This is a genomic window from Telluria sp. AZSoR62 (genome assembly GCF_058111565.1).
The window spans coordinates 25727-41486 of record NZ_JBYTST010000020.1; the positions used below are offsets into that span (position 1 = coordinate 25727).

Genomic DNA, 15760 nt, shown 5'->3' on the forward strand with positions numbered 1-15760 from the left:
TCCAATCGAAAACCCGAGGTACCCGCATGAAAATCACTGGCGCAATCGCTCCTACCGTGACCATCGGCACCGGGCGCACGACCGTGCAGGCGCCTGTCGAGACGGCATCCACCGGGGCCGCCGCGCCCGCGCTGCAATCGAGCGTGCTGCAGCCGGCCGCCGAAGCCCTGCGCGCGATGCCGGACTTCGATGCCGCGCGCGTGGCCGAACTGCGCGACCAGCTGGCCAAGGGCGAGCTGCCCTTCAATGCCGGCCGCCTGGCGGGCCTGATCGAACGCTTCCACGGCGGAGGCCGGGGATGAGCCGCATGACCCGGCCGCAGGCCAATGCCGCCCTGGTGGACGGCGTGCAGGCCGACGTGCGCGACAGCGCCGAAGTGCTGGCACTGCTGGAGCGCCAGTTCGAGGCCGCCTTGCGCCACCAGACGAGCGAACTGAGCGCCCTCGCCGGACTGCTCGCGCCGCTGCTCGACGCGATGGAGGCCCGCCGCGTCCAGCGCGTGACGCTCGTGCGCGCCCTGCTGGGCGAGCACGCCACCATGGCGCAATTCATCGCGACGCTCAACGAACCGGCGCAGGGCGCGCTCGCCGCCGCCTGGGCCGACCTGGAACACACCGTGCAGGCCTGCAAGGCCGCCTCGACCCGCAACGGCAGCCTGCTGGCCGAACAGTACACCGTGATGCAGCGCGTGCTGCATGGCGAGGAAGAGATCTATGCGCCACGCTGATTTTTCGACCGCCCCGATCGCGCCGCTGGCGCCGACCAGTTCCACCCGCCCCACCGCCGCCATCGGCGGCGGCAGTGGCTTTGGCAACATGTTCGGCGAAGTACAGGGCGAAGTGGCGGCCTACATCCAGAATGGCGACGGCGAGACCGGCGCCGCGGCCCTGAGCGCCGAAGGCAGCATCTGGCATGCCCGCGCGGCTGGCTTGATCAGTGGCGAGAACGAAGTCGACGCCGTCGATGGCGTACCCGGCAGCGACACCACGCCCGAGCAGCAGGCATTTTTGGAGAGCATCGCCCCGTGGGCGCGCCAGGCCGGCGAGCGGCTGGGCGTCGCGCCCGAGCTGGTGTCGGCCCATGCCGCGCTGGAATCGGGCTGGGGCCAGCGTCCGCTGAGGAACGGCAGCGGCGAGTCGAGCCACAACCTGTTCGGCATCAAGGCCGGATCGAAGTGGGAAGGCGCCGTGAGCGAGTCCAGCACCACCGAATACATCGGCGGGGCCGCGATCAAGACCCGCGAGCGCTTCCGCTCCTACCCGGACGCGGGCAGCGCCTTCCGCGACTATGCCCAGATGCTGGCCGATAATCCACGCTACAAAGATGCGCTGGGGGTCGGCAACGACGCCAGGGCCTTTGCCCAGGGTTTGGCCAAGGGCGGTTACGCGACCGACCCGGCCTATGCGGCGAAACTCACCCGCCTGGCTGCCAAACTGCAAGGCAGCGGCGGCTAAGCCGGTCTTCTTATCTTATCTCCCCACCCCAGGCGCCTCGACCGGCTCGACCGTGCCGGCGCCGGTCACCCGCATCCGCACCACCTGCCCGCTCGCCGCGTTGCGCACGCGCACTGTGGCGCCGCGCGCGCCGGCGTCAAGGGCCTCGCCCCCCATGCTGATCTCGATGCCTTCGTGGCGCGCCAGCATCAAGACCTGGTCGCCGCGCTTGACCATCAGCGGCGAGGTGAGGCTGCTGGCGCGCAGGATCTCGCCCGCGCGCAGGCTGCGCCGGCTGGTCTGGCCGACCGCTGCCTCCGGCGCGCCGATGGCGTCCGCTACCTGGGTGACGTCGCGCCGCTCGAGGGTCAGGTGCTCGTTGGTGAGCACTTCGTTATTCCGCAGCGGCATGGCCGTCACGGCGACGACCGCAGTAATGCGCGCCCGCACCACGAAATCCTGCTTCCAGCCGCGCTGGTCCGGGCAGCGCGCCACGAAACGCATGCGGGCGTACTGGCGGGTATCGAGGGCCTCGATCGCGACCGGCGCGCTGCAGGGCGGCGGCGGACGCGCGCTGACCACGTCGAGCGCGATTTCCGGCTCGCTCAGACCGCTGGCGAGCAATTGTTTGTCGATTTGGCCACGGGCAGCTTGTTCTATCTGCAAGGAAATAGATTGAGCGGCCTCGGTTGTGGCGCATAAAAGACAGGATACAATGAACGTGGTTGCCCTACGGAAAGCAATCATTGTTAAATAGAGGGTCGCAAGAAGTTAAAGAGTGCGGCCATCATACCGAAACAAACTGCAGGACACCGACAGAGGACCGATATGACGATTAATTTTAAGGAAGCACTTGGCGTACATGCCGACGCATTGCAGGTGCGCGCAGAACGTACCCGCGTGCTCGCCGCCAATATCGCCAACGAAAGCACGCCCGGCTATACGGCGCGCGACATCGATTTCGCCGCTGCCCTGCAGGAGCAGATTTCCATGGAAGCGGGCGAGCCGACCCTGGAAAGCGACGGCCCGCTCTACCGCGTGCCCTTCCATCCTAGCGCCGACGGCAATACCGTCGAGATCGGCGTCGAACAGGCCGCCTTCTCGCAGAACGCGTCCGACTTCCAGACCAGCCTGACCTTCATCAACATGAAGCTGCGCGGCCTGAACAAAGCCATCAACGGCCAATAAGGGAAACACTATGGGTTTCAAGGATATTTCCCAGATCGCCGGATCGGCCATGGCGGCCCAGACCGTGCGCCTGAACACGATCGCCAGCAACCTGGCCAACGCCAATGCCGTGGCCGGCTCGGAAGCCGAAGGCTACCGCGCCCGCAAGCCGGTGTTCGCCGCCATCATGGGCGAATCGGGCGGCGCCAGCGTGCAGGTGCTGGACGTGGTCCAGTCGAGCGAGCCGCTGCGCAAGATGTACGAGCCGGACAACCCGGTGGCCGACGCCGACGGCATGGTCTACTACGCCAACGTCAACGAAGTGGCCGAGATGGCCGACATGATGTCGGCCTCGCGCGCTTTCGAGACCAACGTCGAGGTGATGGGCCGCATCAAGAACATGCAGCAATCGCTGCTGAAGATGGGCGAGGGCTGATTCCATGGTCACCACTACCAACAACGCCTTCGGCTTCAGCACGCCGAACACCAGCGCGGGCAGCGACAAGATCGCCACCAGCACCGCCACCAGCGAGAACAAGGACATGTTCACCAAGCTGCTGGTCGCGCAGATCCGCAACCAGGATCCGCTGGCGCCGTCGGACCCGACCCAGTTCGTGAACCAGCTGTCGCAACTGTCGCAGACCGAAGCGCTGCAGCAGCTGGCCCAGACCACCAGCGCCAGCGCCAGCGTGCTGCAAAGCCTGCAGGTGATGGCGATGGGCGCCCAGGTCGGCAGCGAGGTGTCGGTTGCCACCAGCCGCGTGCGCCTCGGCGAAGACAAGATCAGCGGCAACGTCCAGCTCGGCGGCGCCAGCAGCGCCACCACCCTGGTGCTGACCGGCGTCGACGGCCAGCAGCACCGCGTCAGCCTGCCGACCCACGGCGCCGGCGCCCTGCCCTTCACGCTCGACCCGGCCGCGCTTGGCCTGGCCCCGGGCAACTACAGCATCAGTGCCGAAGCATCGGACGGCACCAAGCCGGCGGTGGAAGTCAACGGCCGCCTCGACTCGGTCCGCATGTCGGCCACCGGCGGCATCCTGCTGCAGGTCGCCGGCATCGGCGAAGTCGATCCATCGAGCGTCACGGGTTTTAACGGTAAGGCCAATGTCCTGGCCGCCACGGATATCTAAAAGGAATTCACATGAGCTTCAATATCGCACTGTCCGGCATCCAGGCCATCAACGAGCAGCTGGAAGCCGTCTCGAACAACATCGCCAACGCCGGCACCTTCGGCTTCAAGAGCAGCCGCGCCAACTTCGCGTCGGTCTATGCCGGCGACCAGGCCAATGGCGTGGAAGTGGCTTCGCTGACCCAGAACATCGGCCAGAACGGCAGCCTGCAGAATACCGGCCGCGGCCTGGACGCCGCCATCCAGGGCCGCGGTTTCTTCACCAGCCGCGACGCCCAGGGCGTGATGCAATTCACCCGCGTCGGCATCTTCTCGGCCAACAAGGACGGCAACCTGGTCGATGCGGCCGGCCGCAACGTGCAGGGCTACGGCCCGACCGTGGGCGGCGTGATCGGCGTGATGGGCGACATCAAGATCCCGACCGGCCAGATCGCGGCCAAGGCCAGCACCGGCATCAACTTCGTGGGCAATCTGTCGTCTGACTGGAAAGTCCCGGCCACCGCTTTCAATGCGGCCGACCCGAAGACCTACAACATGGTGAAGCAGTCGGTGCTGTTTGACTCGCTCGGCACCCAGCACACCGTGTCGCAGTATTTTGTCAAAACCGCCGACACGACCATGGCCGTGTACTACAGCGTCGATGGCGCCGCCCCGCCGGCCACCGCGAACCACACGCTCACTTTCGACACCTTGGGTCAGATTACCGCTGGCGCCAAGAGCGGCCCGCAGACCCTGGCGGCCGCAGGCGGCGCCGCCGCCGTCAACTTCGCCATCGACTACACCGGCTCCACCAAGTTTGCGGGCGAAGCCACCACCACTACCAACCGCAGCGATGGCTATGCTTCCGGCAGCTTCGTGGGCGTGGATCTGGCCGAAGACGGCTCGATCGTGGCCAAGTACAGCAACGAGCAGCAGCAGATCGTCGGCACCCTGGCCATCGCCACCTTCCCGGACGAAGGCAGCCTGATCTCGACCAGCGACACCAGCTGGGCCGCCAACAACGCCTCGGGCACGCCGCTGTTCAGCACCCCGGGCGTGGGCCTGGCCGGCAAGCTGTCGAAAGGCACGCTCGAAGGCTCGAACGTGGACATCACCTCGGAACTGGTGGGCCTGATGACCTCGCAGCGTAACTACCAGGCCAATTCGAAGGTCATCACGACCGAGAACCAGATGATGCAAGCCCTGATGCAAGCCCTCTAAGCTAAAGACAGACCGTCATGGATAAACTGATCTTCACCGCCGTCAGCGGCGCCGAGCGCACCATGCGTGCGCAGCAGGTGCACGCCAACAACCTGGCCAACATCGACACCTCGGGCTTCCGCGCGAACCTCGAAGTGGCCGCGACCCAGGCGCAGCAGCGCGGCTACGGCTACGACAGCATGCACCTGGCCCAGACCCAGGCGGACACGATCTCGACCCGCTCCGGCGCGGTGCGCGAAACGGGCCGCCCGCTGGACGTCGCCATCAATGGCGGCGGCTACCTGGCGGTGCAGTACGACGGCGGCGAAGCCTATACCCGTGCCGGCACTATCGACATCGACGCCAACGGCGCGCTGTCGGTGGGTGGCCATCCCCTGATGGGCGAAGGCGGCCCGATCACCCTGCCGCCGCACCAGGCGGTCGAGATCGGCACTGACGGCACCATTTCCGTGCTGACCGAAGGCGCGACCGCCATGCAGGCGATCGACAAGCTGCGCCTGGTGAACGCCGAAGGCGCGGAACTGACCAAGAACGAAGCCGGCCTGATCGTGTCGCGCCAGGGCGAGCCGCTCGAAGCCGATGCGAACGTCACCGTGCGTGGCGGCGCCCTGGAAGGCAGCAACGTGTCGGCAGTCGAGGAAATGGTCGCCGTGATGAGCCTGAACCGCAGCTTCGAGATCCAGATGAAGCTGTTCAAGGCCAGCGACAGCATGAACGAAGTCGGCAACCGCCTCATCGGCGCTTGATCCATCCCACCATTTAAGGAGTACCCATGAATCCAGCAATGTGGATCAGCAAGACCGGCGTCCAGGCGCAAGACGCCAAGCTGCAGGCGATCGCCAACAACCTGGCCAACGTGAATACCGTCGGTTTCAAGCGCGACCGCGTCGTGTTCGAAGACCTGTTCTACCAGGTCGACGCCCAGCCGGGCGCGCAGAGCGCGGACAACACCGTTTCGAACGGCGTCCAGCTCGGCAACGGTACCCGCCTGGTCGGCACCCAGAAGGTCTTCACCAACGGTAACATGCAGACCACCAGCCAGCCGCTGGACGTCGCCATTTCCGGCGCCGGCTTCCTGCAGGTGCGCCGCCCGAACGGCGAACCGGCCTTTACGCGCGCCGGCCAGCTACAGGTCGACGCCAACGGCACCCTGACCAATGCCCAGGGCCTGGCCCTGGTGCCGCAGATCACCATCCCGCAGAACGCCACCGCCGTTACCATCGGCGAAAACGGCATGGTCTCGGCCACCGTCGCCGGCAGCAGCACCCCGACCGAACTGGGCCAGCTCACCCTGACCAGCTTCGTGAACCCGGCTGGCCTCCTGGCCCTGGGCGAGAACCTGTTCAGCGAAACCGCCGCTTCCGGCACCGCCAACGAAGGCCGTCCGGGCGATGGCGCCCTGGGCAAGCTCAAGCAGGGCGCGCTGGAAGGCTCGAACGTGCAGGTGGTGGAAGAGATGGTCGACATGATCGCCGCCCAGCGCACCTACGAGATGAACACCAAGGTGCTGTCGGCTGCCGACAACATGCTGCAATACCTTGCACAGGCTGCCCGCTAAATGAAAGTCCTGACCGCGGCGCTGTGCGCCCTTCTCCTGAGCGGCTGCGCCTCCAACGCGCCGCGCCAGGCTTCGATCGACGACGACGAGGTGCCGATGGCACGCGCGACGTCGCGCGGCGTCTCGGGCGGCGTGTTCACGGGTGAGACCGTGTCGCTGACCTCGGACAGCCGTGCCTACCGCGTGGGCGACGCGGTCACTGTCATCCTGCAGGAAACCACCCAGGCCAGCAAGCGCGCCGGCACCAGCTTCTCCAAGGGCTCGTCGGTGGCGGTGGCCCCGATCGCCGCGCTCGGCAAGACCTTCGGCAAGACCGCGATCGACATCTCGGCCGACCGTTCGTTTGACGGCGACGCCACCAGCACCCAGCAGAACGCCCTGTCCGGCGCCCTGACCGTGATCGTGCAGGAAGTGCTGCCCAACGGCTTGCTGCGCGTGGCCGGCGAGAAGAATTTGATGCTGAACCAGGGCGAGGAATTCGTGCGCCTGAAGGGTTTCGTGCGCGCCGCCGACATCGATAACGACAACCAGGTCTCGTCGCTGCGCGTGGCCAATGCCCGTATCGCCTATTCGGCGCGCGGCGCCCTGGCCGATGCCAATACCCCAGGCTGGCTGACCCGCTTCTTCAACAGCCCCCTGATGCCGTTCTGAGGACGATATGATTCAAAATCGGCATATTGCCCGGAGTTTTCGTATCATGTTGTGCGCCGCCTTGTTGGGCGGCGCAGCCATGCCTGCCACCGCCGCGCAAGCGCTGCGCAACCTGGTCAGCGTCGAAGGCGTGCGCGACAACCCGCTGGTCGGCTATGGCCTGGTGGTCGGCCTGAACGGCAGCGGCGACTCCAGCCAGGTGAAATACGCCGGCCAGTCGGTCGTCAACCTGCTCAAGCAGTTCGGCGTGCGCCTGCCCGATGGCGAAGACGCCAAGAACAAGAACGTCGCCGCCGTCATGGTCTCGGCCGTGTTCCCGCCGGGCTACCGCCGCGGCCAGGCGATCGATATCACCGTGTCGTCGCTGGGCGACGCCAAGAGCCTGCGCGGCGGCACCCTGCTGCTCACGCAATTGCGCGCGGCCGACAATGAAATCTATGCGCTGGCCCAGGGCAACCTGGTGGTCGGCGGCCTGAACGCCACCGGCAAAAGCGGCTCTTCGGTGACGGTGAACACCCCGACCACCGGCCGCATCCCGAACGGCGCCATGATCGAGCGCGAGATCGCCTCGGACTTCTCGACCCGCCCGCAAGTCATGCTGCGCCTGCGCCAGCCGCACTTCGAAACCGCCACCAACGTGGTCGAAGCGATCAACAAGCGTTACGGCCCGATCGCCACCACCGCCGACGGCACCAGCGTGGAAGTCATTGCCCCCGCCAACCCGACCGAGCGCGTGGCCTTCATGGCCAAGCTGAACAACCTTTCGATCGAGTCCGGCATCGAAGTGCCGAAGGTCGTGTTCAATTCGCGCACCGGCACCGTGGTGATCGCCGACGGCCTGCGCGTCAAGGCGGCCGCGGTCACCCACGGCTCGCTCAAGGTCATCATCTCGGAAAGCGCGCGCGTGAGCCAGCCGGGCCCGTTCTCGCGCGGCCAGACCGCCGTCACGCCGGAATCGAAACTGTCGGTCGACCAGGGTTCTGGCCAGATGTTCCGCTGGCCGCCCGGCGCCAAGCTGCAGACCATCATCGACGTGGTCAACAGCCTGGGCGCCTCGCCCGACGACATCATGGCGATCCTGCAGGCGCTCGACCAAGCCGGCGCGATCGAAGGCGAACTGGTGGTGATCTGATGCGCATCGACCCGACCATGCTGCAGCAGCTTGCTGCGAACGCCGAGGCGCCGGTGGCCCCGGCCGCAGCCCAGCCCGCTGCCGATCCCGTGTACGTAAAAAAGGCCACCAAGGCCGCGGTCGAGTTCGAGCGCTTCTTCATCTCGCACATGCTCAAGGAAATGCGCGCCTCGACCCGCGCCATGGCGACCGAGGACAGCGTATTCAACAACAAGGTCAACCAGGACATGCAAGACATGGCCGACGACCAGCTCGCCACCAGCATGGCCGGCAACCGCGCCTTCGGCATCGCCGACGCGATCTTGCGTCAACTAATACCCGCAGCCCAGCCTTCCTCCAAGCCCGGCAGCAAAACTTAAACCGGGCAAAACTTAATGCCGGGCAATAAACGGTCGCCTTGTTTTAGGTGAACCCTGCCTCTGGAAAGAATCCGCACCATGGCCATCATCAATAACGCATTGTCCGGCGCCCTCGCCGCCCAGGTCGCCCTGTCCGCGAGCAGCCAGAACATCGCCAACCTGCAAACCAAGGGCTATACCCGCCAGGCGGCCTTGCTGACCGCCCTGGGTCCGGACGCCAGCCCGCGTTCGGCCGGCAATGGCGTGGAGGTCAGTTCGCTGCTGCGCTTTTCGGATGGCTACAAGAGCCAGGCCATGTGGCGCGCAGCGGCCCAGCTCGGCGCGCATTCACAGACCCAGCCCTACCTGAGCCAGCTGGAAAACGTCATGAGCGACAAGACTGCCAGTCTGTCGGCTGGTATCGACCTGTTCTTCGGCGCATTGAACGCCGTCGCTGGCGACCCGGGCTCGACCCCGCTGCGCCAGCAGGTGCTGACTTCGGCCAGCCTGATGGGCGAACGCTTCAATGGCCTGAATAACGTATTCAATGCCCAGATACAGTCGGTTACCAGCCAACGCAGCGCCATCGTCGATTCGGCCAATGCGCAGATCAATACGATTGCCCGCTTGAACCAACAGATCAGCGAAGCCCAGGCCAGCGGCGTGAGTGCATCGAGCATGATCGACGCGCGCGACTTGGCCATCGACGAGCTGGCCGGCAAGATGGCGCTGGAAGTGTCGGACAACGGCGACGGCACGCGTGATATTTCACTGAAAACCGGTCAGGCACTGGTGCTGGGCAGCATGGCCGGTGAGCTGAAGGCGACCAAGAGCGCGCCGCAGACGTTTTCGCTGACGTTTGCCAAGACGACCTATGAGCTCGAGGCCCACATGCTGGGCGGTCAACTCGGTGGCCTTGCCAAATACGAGAAAGACACGCTCGCGCCGATGAAAGCCAACATCGAAACGATTGCGGAGCAAATCGCGGCAAGGGTCAACGCGCAGCTCGAACTGGGCCGCAATCCAGGCACCGTCCCCCCCGCGCCGGCAGACGGCAAGGCTTTGTTCGATTTCACGGCGGGCGGCAATGCCGATATGCTCAAGGTCAAGCCCGGTCTTGTCGCCAGCGACCTGGCGTTTTCCGGCGACGGCGCGCCGGGCGATACCGGCAATCTGAAAGAACTGCTGAAGATCAAGAATCAGGACATCGTGGTCGGTACGCTCGGCACCGTGCAGATTTCCGACGCCGATACCCAGATCGTCGGCAGGCTCGGCGTCGAAAGCCAGCTCAACAAGGCGTCGCTGAAAACCACGCAGACAGTGCGGACCCAGTCAGTCGATGACTGGCAATCGACCAGCGGCGTGAACCAGGACGAGGAAGCCGTTAACCTGGTGGAATTCCAGAACATGTACCAGGCGAACATGAAAGTCATTGCCATCGCCAACCAGCTCTTCGACGCCACCCTGGCGATGATGGGTTAAAGGACACCACCATGCGTATCGCCACTTCGCAATACCAATCGACGATGAACCAGTCGCTCCAGGTCAACCAGGAGCGCATCACCCACCTGACCCAGCAGATGGCCAGCAACCAGCGCATCCTGGTGCCCTCGGACGACCCGGTCGACAGCGTTCGCCTGGCGCGGCTGGCGCGCGAAGAAGCCACGGTGCAGCAGTATCGCAACAACATCGGCTCCATCAAGATCCGACTGACCAAGTCCGAAGGGTACTTGAGCAACATGTCGAAGGAAATGGTCAATGGCCGCGACCTGCTGGTCTGGGCATCGGATGGCGGCAATGCCGCCCAAGACCTGAAGGCCATGGTTAGTCCGCTCGAGGCACTGCGCGAGAGCCTGTTCTACAACGCCAACACGATCGACCATGAAGGACGCTACGTGTTCTCGGGCACGCTGACCACCACTGCCCCGATCGCCTTCAACGCGGGCGGGACCGTCGGCGCGCGCTATTCCTACGTCGGCAATACCAACTCGCAGGACGTCTCGGTCGGCAATGGCATTACCCAGCCCGGCAACCAGAACCTGAAAGGCCTGGAACAGCTGCTGAACCAGCTCGACAAGAGCATCGAGGCGCTCAAGACCAATGGCATTACCGCCAACGATCCCGGCCTGCGCGCAGTGTTGGCCGACAACCTCGGCGGTTTCGATGCGGCACTCGATCTCGTCGGCGGCAAGATTGCACTGCTGGGCGGCGCCCAGAACGTCATGGCCACGCTCGACGCGAATCACGCAAACGTCAGCCTGTCGAATAAAATGGCGATTACCGATATCGGTGCGCTCGACATCGGCGAGGCCGCGACCTCGCTCAACGGCTATTCGACCGCGCTGCAGGCCACGTACAAGGCGTACAGCCGGATCGGCACCCTGTCCCTGTTCTCCGTCCTGTAAGCCATCATGGAAGCTGCCCTGCGCCCGGCCAACCCGGCCCTCACGAATACCACCGCCGCCCCCGGCGCCAGCGCCGCCGCGCGCGCCACCGCGATCCGCCCGGCGGACCCGGACAGCCGCGTCGTCACCCAGGTCGGCGCCACCTCCGCCCCGCTCCAGCGCGGCATCAAGTGGGATACCCGGCTGCAGGGCGACGTCGCCCGCGCGCAACAAGCGGTCGACTACCTCGAACGCGTCGCTTCCCAGCTCGAAGCCCTGAAAGCCGACCTGAGCGCCAAGATCTCCGGCCGCAGCGACCCGGCGCGCCAAATCGAAGTGCGCGCCCAGCAACTCGCTAACACCCTGCAGACCCGTGCCAGGAAAAGCGGCGGCGGCGTCGATTCCCAGCTCGAATTCAAGGACGGCCAGGCGGCCACGACCCGTTTCCGCATCCGCGGCTTCGACATGGCGGCCCTGCAGGCGGCCGGCCCGCAGACCTATGCATTCTCGGTCGGCAGTTCCGGCGGCCCGCAGCTGACGGCCACCATCGAGGAAGGCATGACGCCCCAGGAAATCGCCGCCCGCCTCGACCGCACGCTGTCGCCAGTCAAGGTCCGCGTCTCGCTCGACAACCAGCAGCAGCTGGTGTTCGGCGCGCCGGAAAGCGAATGGGTCGGCATCAAGGATGCGATCGCCATCTCCGGCCGGGGCCGCGTGGACACGGCCGAAGAGCCGCCCGTCATCGCACCTGAACAATGGAACATCGGTAACCCCGACGCACTGCGCCAGAGCCTGCGCGAAGTGATGGCCGCCCTGGGCCGCGTGCGCCGCTCGCAGGAAGCCGCCAGCGCCGCCCTCAGCGCCGCCATGGCGCGCACACCGCAACCGGTGCTGCCGGAAGCGGAGCTGGCTGTCATTTCCAACGATTTCACCGCCAGCGCCGCCGGGCACGATTACCAGTCGCTGCTGGCGATTACATCGGCCCTGGTGGGCGTGAGCCGGGAGCGCGTGCAGGCGCTGCTCGGATTGCGCTAAGCGCCCTTCCCGCCGCGAAAAAGCTCCTTCGGGAGCTTTTTTATTTGGTACGGCTTGCCCATTACCTACTTCACACCCGCACACCCGGGGTCAGGTCTGACATTTGGACACGGGCTCTACTGTGGTAAGGCTGGGTTCGTGTCCGAATGTCAGACCTGACCCCGAAGTTGCAAAGTTCATTGATCGCGCGCCCATAAAAAAACCCGCTGCAAGCAGCGGGTTCTTCGTCACACCATCGAAGGAATCAACCTTCGCGATTTGCCTTCTTGCGCTCGTGCTCTTTCAGGAAGCGCTTGCGCAGGCGGATCGATTTCGGGGTGATCTCGACCAGCTCGTCGTCCTCGATGAACTCGACAGCGTACTCGAGCGACATCTGGATCGGCGGCACCAGGCGCACGGCTTCGTCGGTACCCGACGAACGCACGTTGGTCAGCTGCTTGCCCTTGATCGGGTTCACGACCAGGTCGTTGTCGCGCGAGTGGATGCCGATGATCATGCCTTCGTACACCGGATCGTTGTGCGACACGAACATGCGGCCGCGGTCCTGCAGTTTCCAGATCGCGTAGGCGACAGCGGCGCCGTCGTCCTGCGAGATCAGCACGCCGTTGCGGCGGCCGGCCATTTCGCCCTTGCTGTTGTCCACTGGTGCGTACTCGTGGAACACGTGGCTCATCAGGCCGGTGCCGCGGGTCAGGGTCATGAATTCGCCCTGGAAGCCGATCAGGCCACGCGCCGGGATCAGGTACTCGAGACGCACGCGGCCCTTGCCATCCGATTCCATGTTCTGCAGGTCGCCACGGCGGCGGCCCAGTTCTTCCATCACGCCGCCCTGGTTGACTTCTTCGACGTCGACCGACAGGCTCTCGAACGGTTCCTGGCGCACGCCGTCGACCATCTTGAACACGACACGTGGACGCGACACCGCGAGCTCGAAGCCTTCACGGCGCATGTTTTCCAGCAGGATGGTCAGGTGCAGTTCGCCGCGGCCCGAGACTTCAAAGATCGTGTCGTCGTCGGTCGGGGCAACGCGCAGGGCGACGTTGGCCTTCAGTTCGCGGTCCAGGCGCTCGCGCAGCTGGCGGCTGGTGACGAACTTGCCTTCGCGGCCGGCCAGTGGCGAGTTGTTGACCATAAAGTTCATGGTCAGGGTCGGCTCGTCGACGGTCAGCATCGGCAGCGCGTCCGGGGTGTCCGGTGCGCACACGGTCGAACCGATGCCGATTTCTTCGATACCGTTGATCAGGACGATGTCGCCGGCGACGGCTTCGTCGACCAGCACGCGCTCCAGGCCCTTGAAGTTCAGCACCTGGTTGATGCGGCCCTTGATCGGGGTCGAATCAGGACCGTTCAGGACGACGACGTCCTGGCCGGCCTTGATGCGGCCGCGCGAGATACGGCCAATGCCGATCTTGCCGACGTAGGACGAGTAGTCCAGCGAGGTGATTTGCATCTGCAGCGGGCCGTCCGGATTGTCGTCGCGGACAGGAACGTGTTGCAGGATCGCTTCGAACAGCGGCTTCATGTCGCCCGAGCGGACATCTTCGGTCAGGCCGGCGTAGCCGTTCAGGCCCGAGGCGTAGACGATCGGGAAGTCCAGCTGCTCGTCGGTGGCGCCGAGCTTGTCGAACAGTTCGAAGGTCTGGTTGATGGCCCATTCGGCGCGCGCGCCTGGACGATCGACCTTGTTGACGACGACGATTGGCTTGAGGCCCAGGGCCAGCGCCTTGCGGGTCACGAAGCGGGTCTGCGGCATCGGGCCTTCCTGGGCATCGACCAGCAGCAGCACCGAGTCGACCATCGACAGCACGCGCTCGACTTCGCCGCCGAAGTCGGCGTGGCCTGGGGTGTCGACGATGTTGATGTGGGTACCTTCGTACTCAACGGCGCAGTTCTTCGACAGAATCGTAATGCCGCGTTCTTTTTCGAGGTCGTTCGAGTCCATCACGCGGGTTTCGACGGCCTGGTTCTCGCGGAAGGTACCCGACTGGCGCAGCAGCATGTCCACGAGAGTGGTCTTGCCGTGGTCGACGTGGGCGATGATTGCGATATTACGAATCGCGCGTTTGGTGTTTGACATGAATTTTCGAGAAGTTGCGTGTTGTACGAAAGTGTACGAGTGCTGCTGCTGACTGTTGCTAAGTGCTGCTGATACGGTATTGCGGATTACTGGAACCGACTAGTATAGCACGTATAGTGGGTAATCTAGGCGGGCTGGCCGGGAAAGCGCAGGAATTTCAATGGCTTGGCCGGCTCGATAGCGTATTGTGGCGGCGAAGTGTGACGCTCTCGTGACCCGTAGGGTGGGCAGCAAACCCGCCAACCCTACGAGACAGTCGATATCAGGCGTTCCGGGGCCAGAATTGCGTACTCCCCCAGCTGCGCGGTGCCGAGCAGGCGGCCGTCGTGGTACACGCGCACCCTGCCCTGTTCTGCCGGCACCATGACCTCTTCCTTGCCCAGGGCCAGGCGCTGCCCTTGCAGGAAACGCTTCGTCAGTTCGGCCGTCAACTCGATCGACGGGAAGGTCGACAGCAGCGCATCGACGGGGCTGAGCAGCGACATCGGGTCGGGATGCGCCAGCAGCTCGTCCAGCGTCACCATGCCATCCATTGTCAGCGCACCGACCCCCGTGCGGCGCAGCGCATTCAGGTGGGCGCCGCAGCCGAGCGCCGCGCCGATGTCTTCGCCCAGCACGCGCACATACGTCCCCTTGCTGCAGGTGACCAGGATCTTCAGGAAAGGCGCGTTGTATTCCACCAGCGACAGGCCGTGGATCGTGACCGGACGCGCTTCGCGCTCGAGCGTGATGCCTTCGCGCGCGTACTCGTACAGCGCCTTGCCGTCGCGCTTGAGCGCCGAATACATCGGCGGCACCTGCAGGATGGGACCGCGAAAACGCGCCAGCGCCGCTTCGATCTGTTCGAGCGTCACATCGACCTCGCGCTCTTCGATGGTCTCGCCCTCGGTGTCGCCGGTGGTCGTCATGATCCCCAGGTGCACGGTCGCCTCATACGACTTGTCCGCTTCCAGCAGGTCTTGCGAGAACTTGGTCGCTTCGCCGAAGCACAGCGGCAGCAGGCCGGTGGCGAACGGATCGAGCGTACCGGTATGGCCCGCTTTCTTCGCGTTGAACACGCGCTTGGCCTTGATCAGCGCGTCGTTCGACGACAGCCCGACCGGTTTATCCAGCAGCAGGACGCCGTCGACAAGGTCGCGCGGCTTTTTGGCAGGACGCGCGCTCACTCGGATTCTGGCTTCGTGTCGGCAACGGTATCCGGCTCGGCGTCGGCCGCGCGCACCGCATTGGCCTGGTCGATCAGCGCCGACATGGCCAGGCCACGGGTGGTCGAGGTGTCGTGCACGAAGTGCAATTGCGGCAGCGTGTGGATATGCAGGCGCTTGCCCAGCAGGTTGCGCAGGTAGCCCGCCGAGCGGCTCAAGCCTTCGAGCGTCATCTTGATCTCTTCCTTGCTGTCTTTGAGCAGGGTGAAGAAGACCTTGGCGTGGGCGTAGTCGGGCGTGAGCTGCACTTCGCTGATGGTGACCATGCCGATGCGCGGGTCCTTGAGTTCGTAGGCGATCAGTTCCGACAGGTCTTTCTGGATCTGGTCGGCCACGCGCAGGCCGCGCTGGGGGATGCTTTTGCTATGTTTTGCCATGATGTTTGCTACGTTTTATTCTTGTGATGGTCTGGTCGCCGGGTACGAGTCCGGGCCAAAAAAACAGGGGCCAG

The 15760-nt window shown here is 64.9% G+C and carries 19 protein-coding genes; 15 read left to right on the plus strand and 4 right to left on the minus strand.

Annotated elements, in window-relative coordinates; genetic code table 11:
- Positions 1-26: 26 nt before the first annotated feature.
- The 3 genes from flgM to AC3XQU_RS21940 are packed head-to-tail and all read left to right on the plus strand — an operon-like array spanning position 27 to position 1454.
- Positions 27-302, plus strand: a complete 276-nt coding sequence (gene flgM / locus AC3XQU_RS21930; protein WP_489876279.1) for a flagellar biosynthesis anti-sigma factor FlgM — start codon at positions 27-29, stop codon at positions 300-302.
- Positions 299-727, plus strand: coding sequence for a flagellar export chaperone FlgN (gene flgN, locus AC3XQU_RS21935; RefSeq protein WP_489876280.1), 429 nt, complete (start codon positions 299-301; stop codon positions 725-727). Before flgM ends, flgN begins: the two co-directional genes overlap by 4 nt.
- The gene (locus AC3XQU_RS21940) at positions 714-1454 is read left to right on the plus strand and encodes a glycoside hydrolase family 73 protein (RefSeq protein ID WP_489876281.1); all 741 of its coding nucleotides are present in this window, start codon (positions 714-716) and stop codon (positions 1452-1454) included. The genes flgN and AC3XQU_RS21940 overlap by 14 nt, the downstream gene beginning before the upstream one ends.
- A 15-nt stretch (positions 1455-1469) precedes the next feature.
- On the opposite strand, the gene flgA is transcribed toward AC3XQU_RS21940, so the two are convergent.
- Positions 1470-2057, minus strand: a complete 588-nt coding sequence (flgA, locus tag AC3XQU_RS21945; protein ID WP_489876282.1) for a flagellar basal body P-ring formation chaperone FlgA — start codon at positions 2055-2057, stop codon at positions 1470-1472.
- A 204-nt stretch (positions 2058-2261) separates the two neighbouring features.
- Here flgA and flgB point away from each other — a divergent pair, with 204 nt between their 5' ends.
- The 12 genes from flgB to AC3XQU_RS22005 all read left to right on the plus strand — a co-directional run bounded on the left by flgB (position 2262) and on the right by AC3XQU_RS22005 (position 12027).
- The gene (flgB, locus tag AC3XQU_RS21950; RefSeq protein WP_489876283.1) at positions 2262-2621 is read left to right on the plus strand and encodes a flagellar basal body rod protein FlgB; all 360 of its coding nucleotides are present in this window, start codon (positions 2262-2264) and stop codon (positions 2619-2621) included.
- A 10-nt stretch (positions 2622-2631) separates the two neighbouring features.
- Positions 2632-3036: a flagellar basal body rod protein FlgC gene (gene flgC / locus AC3XQU_RS21955; protein ID WP_489876284.1), complete on the plus strand. Its 405-nt coding sequence runs from the start codon at positions 2632-2634 to the stop codon at positions 3034-3036.
- Positions 3037-3040: 4 nt separating this feature from the next.
- Positions 3041-3730 carry a flagellar hook capping FlgD N-terminal domain-containing protein gene (locus AC3XQU_RS21960; protein WP_489876285.1) on the plus strand — a complete coding sequence of 230 codons (690 nt, stop codon included), beginning with the start codon at positions 3041-3043 and terminating at the stop codon, positions 3728-3730.
- A gap of 11 nt (positions 3731-3741) precedes the next feature.
- Positions 3742-4929, plus strand: a complete 1188-nt coding sequence (locus AC3XQU_RS21965; RefSeq protein ID WP_489876286.1) for a flagellar hook protein FlgE — start codon at positions 3742-3744, stop codon at positions 4927-4929.
- A gap of 17 nt (positions 4930-4946) precedes the next feature.
- Positions 4947-5675, plus strand: a complete 729-nt coding sequence (locus tag AC3XQU_RS21970; RefSeq protein ID WP_489876287.1) for a flagellar basal body rod protein FlgF — start codon at positions 4947-4949, stop codon at positions 5673-5675.
- Positions 5676-5701: 26 nt separating this feature from the next.
- Positions 5702-6487: a flagellar basal-body rod protein FlgG gene (gene flgG / locus AC3XQU_RS21975; RefSeq protein WP_489876288.1), complete on the plus strand. Its 786-nt coding sequence runs from the start codon at positions 5702-5704 to the stop codon at positions 6485-6487.
- Positions 6488-7138 (plus strand): flagellar basal body L-ring protein FlgH, encoded by a 651-nt coding sequence (flgH, locus tag AC3XQU_RS21980; RefSeq protein WP_489876289.1) that lies wholly within the window; start codon positions 6488-6490, stop codon positions 7136-7138.
- A 79-nt stretch (positions 7139-7217) separates the two neighbouring features.
- Positions 7218-8270 (plus strand): flagellar basal body P-ring protein FlgI, encoded by a 1053-nt coding sequence (locus tag AC3XQU_RS21985; RefSeq protein WP_489876290.1) that lies wholly within the window; start codon positions 7218-7220, stop codon positions 8268-8270.
- The gene (locus AC3XQU_RS21990) at positions 8270-8629 is read left to right on the plus strand and encodes a rod-binding protein (RefSeq protein WP_489876291.1); all 360 of its coding nucleotides are present in this window, start codon (positions 8270-8272) and stop codon (positions 8627-8629) included. Before AC3XQU_RS21985 ends, AC3XQU_RS21990 begins: the two co-directional genes overlap by 1 nt.
- A 78-nt stretch (positions 8630-8707) precedes the next feature.
- A complete protein-coding gene (flgK, locus tag AC3XQU_RS21995; RefSeq protein WP_489876292.1) occupies positions 8708-10090 on the plus strand; it encodes a flagellar hook-associated protein FlgK in 1383 nt (460 codons plus the stop codon).
- Positions 10091-10101: 11 nt separating this feature from the next.
- Entirely contained in the window at positions 10102-11013 is a 912-nt protein-coding gene (gene flgL, locus AC3XQU_RS22000) for a flagellar hook-associated protein FlgL (protein ID WP_489876293.1), read from the plus strand.
- 6 nt (positions 11014-11019) lie between these two features.
- The gene (locus AC3XQU_RS22005) at positions 11020-12027 is read left to right on the plus strand and encodes a hypothetical protein (protein ID WP_489876294.1); all 1008 of its coding nucleotides are present in this window, start codon (positions 11020-11022) and stop codon (positions 12025-12027) included.
- A gap of 244 nt (positions 12028-12271) precedes the next feature.
- On the opposite strand, the gene typA is transcribed toward AC3XQU_RS22005, so the two are convergent.
- The 3 genes from typA to rbfA all read right to left on the minus strand — a co-directional run bounded on the left by typA (position 12272) and on the right by rbfA (position 15686).
- Complete coding sequence (gene typA, locus AC3XQU_RS22010) at positions 12272-14104, minus strand: translational GTPase TypA (protein WP_489876295.1); 1833 nt, start codon at positions 14102-14104, stop codon at positions 12272-12274.
- A gap of 245 nt (positions 14105-14349) precedes the next feature.
- Positions 14350-15270: a tRNA pseudouridine(55) synthase TruB gene (gene truB / locus AC3XQU_RS22015; protein WP_489876296.1), complete on the minus strand. Its 921-nt coding sequence runs from the start codon at positions 15268-15270 to the stop codon at positions 14350-14352.
- Complete coding sequence (gene rbfA / locus AC3XQU_RS22020) at positions 15267-15686, minus strand: 30S ribosome-binding factor RbfA (protein WP_489876297.1); 420 nt, start codon at positions 15684-15686, stop codon at positions 15267-15269. Before rbfA ends, truB begins: the two co-directional genes overlap by 4 nt.
- Between the last annotated feature and the right edge of the window lie 74 nt (positions 15687-15760).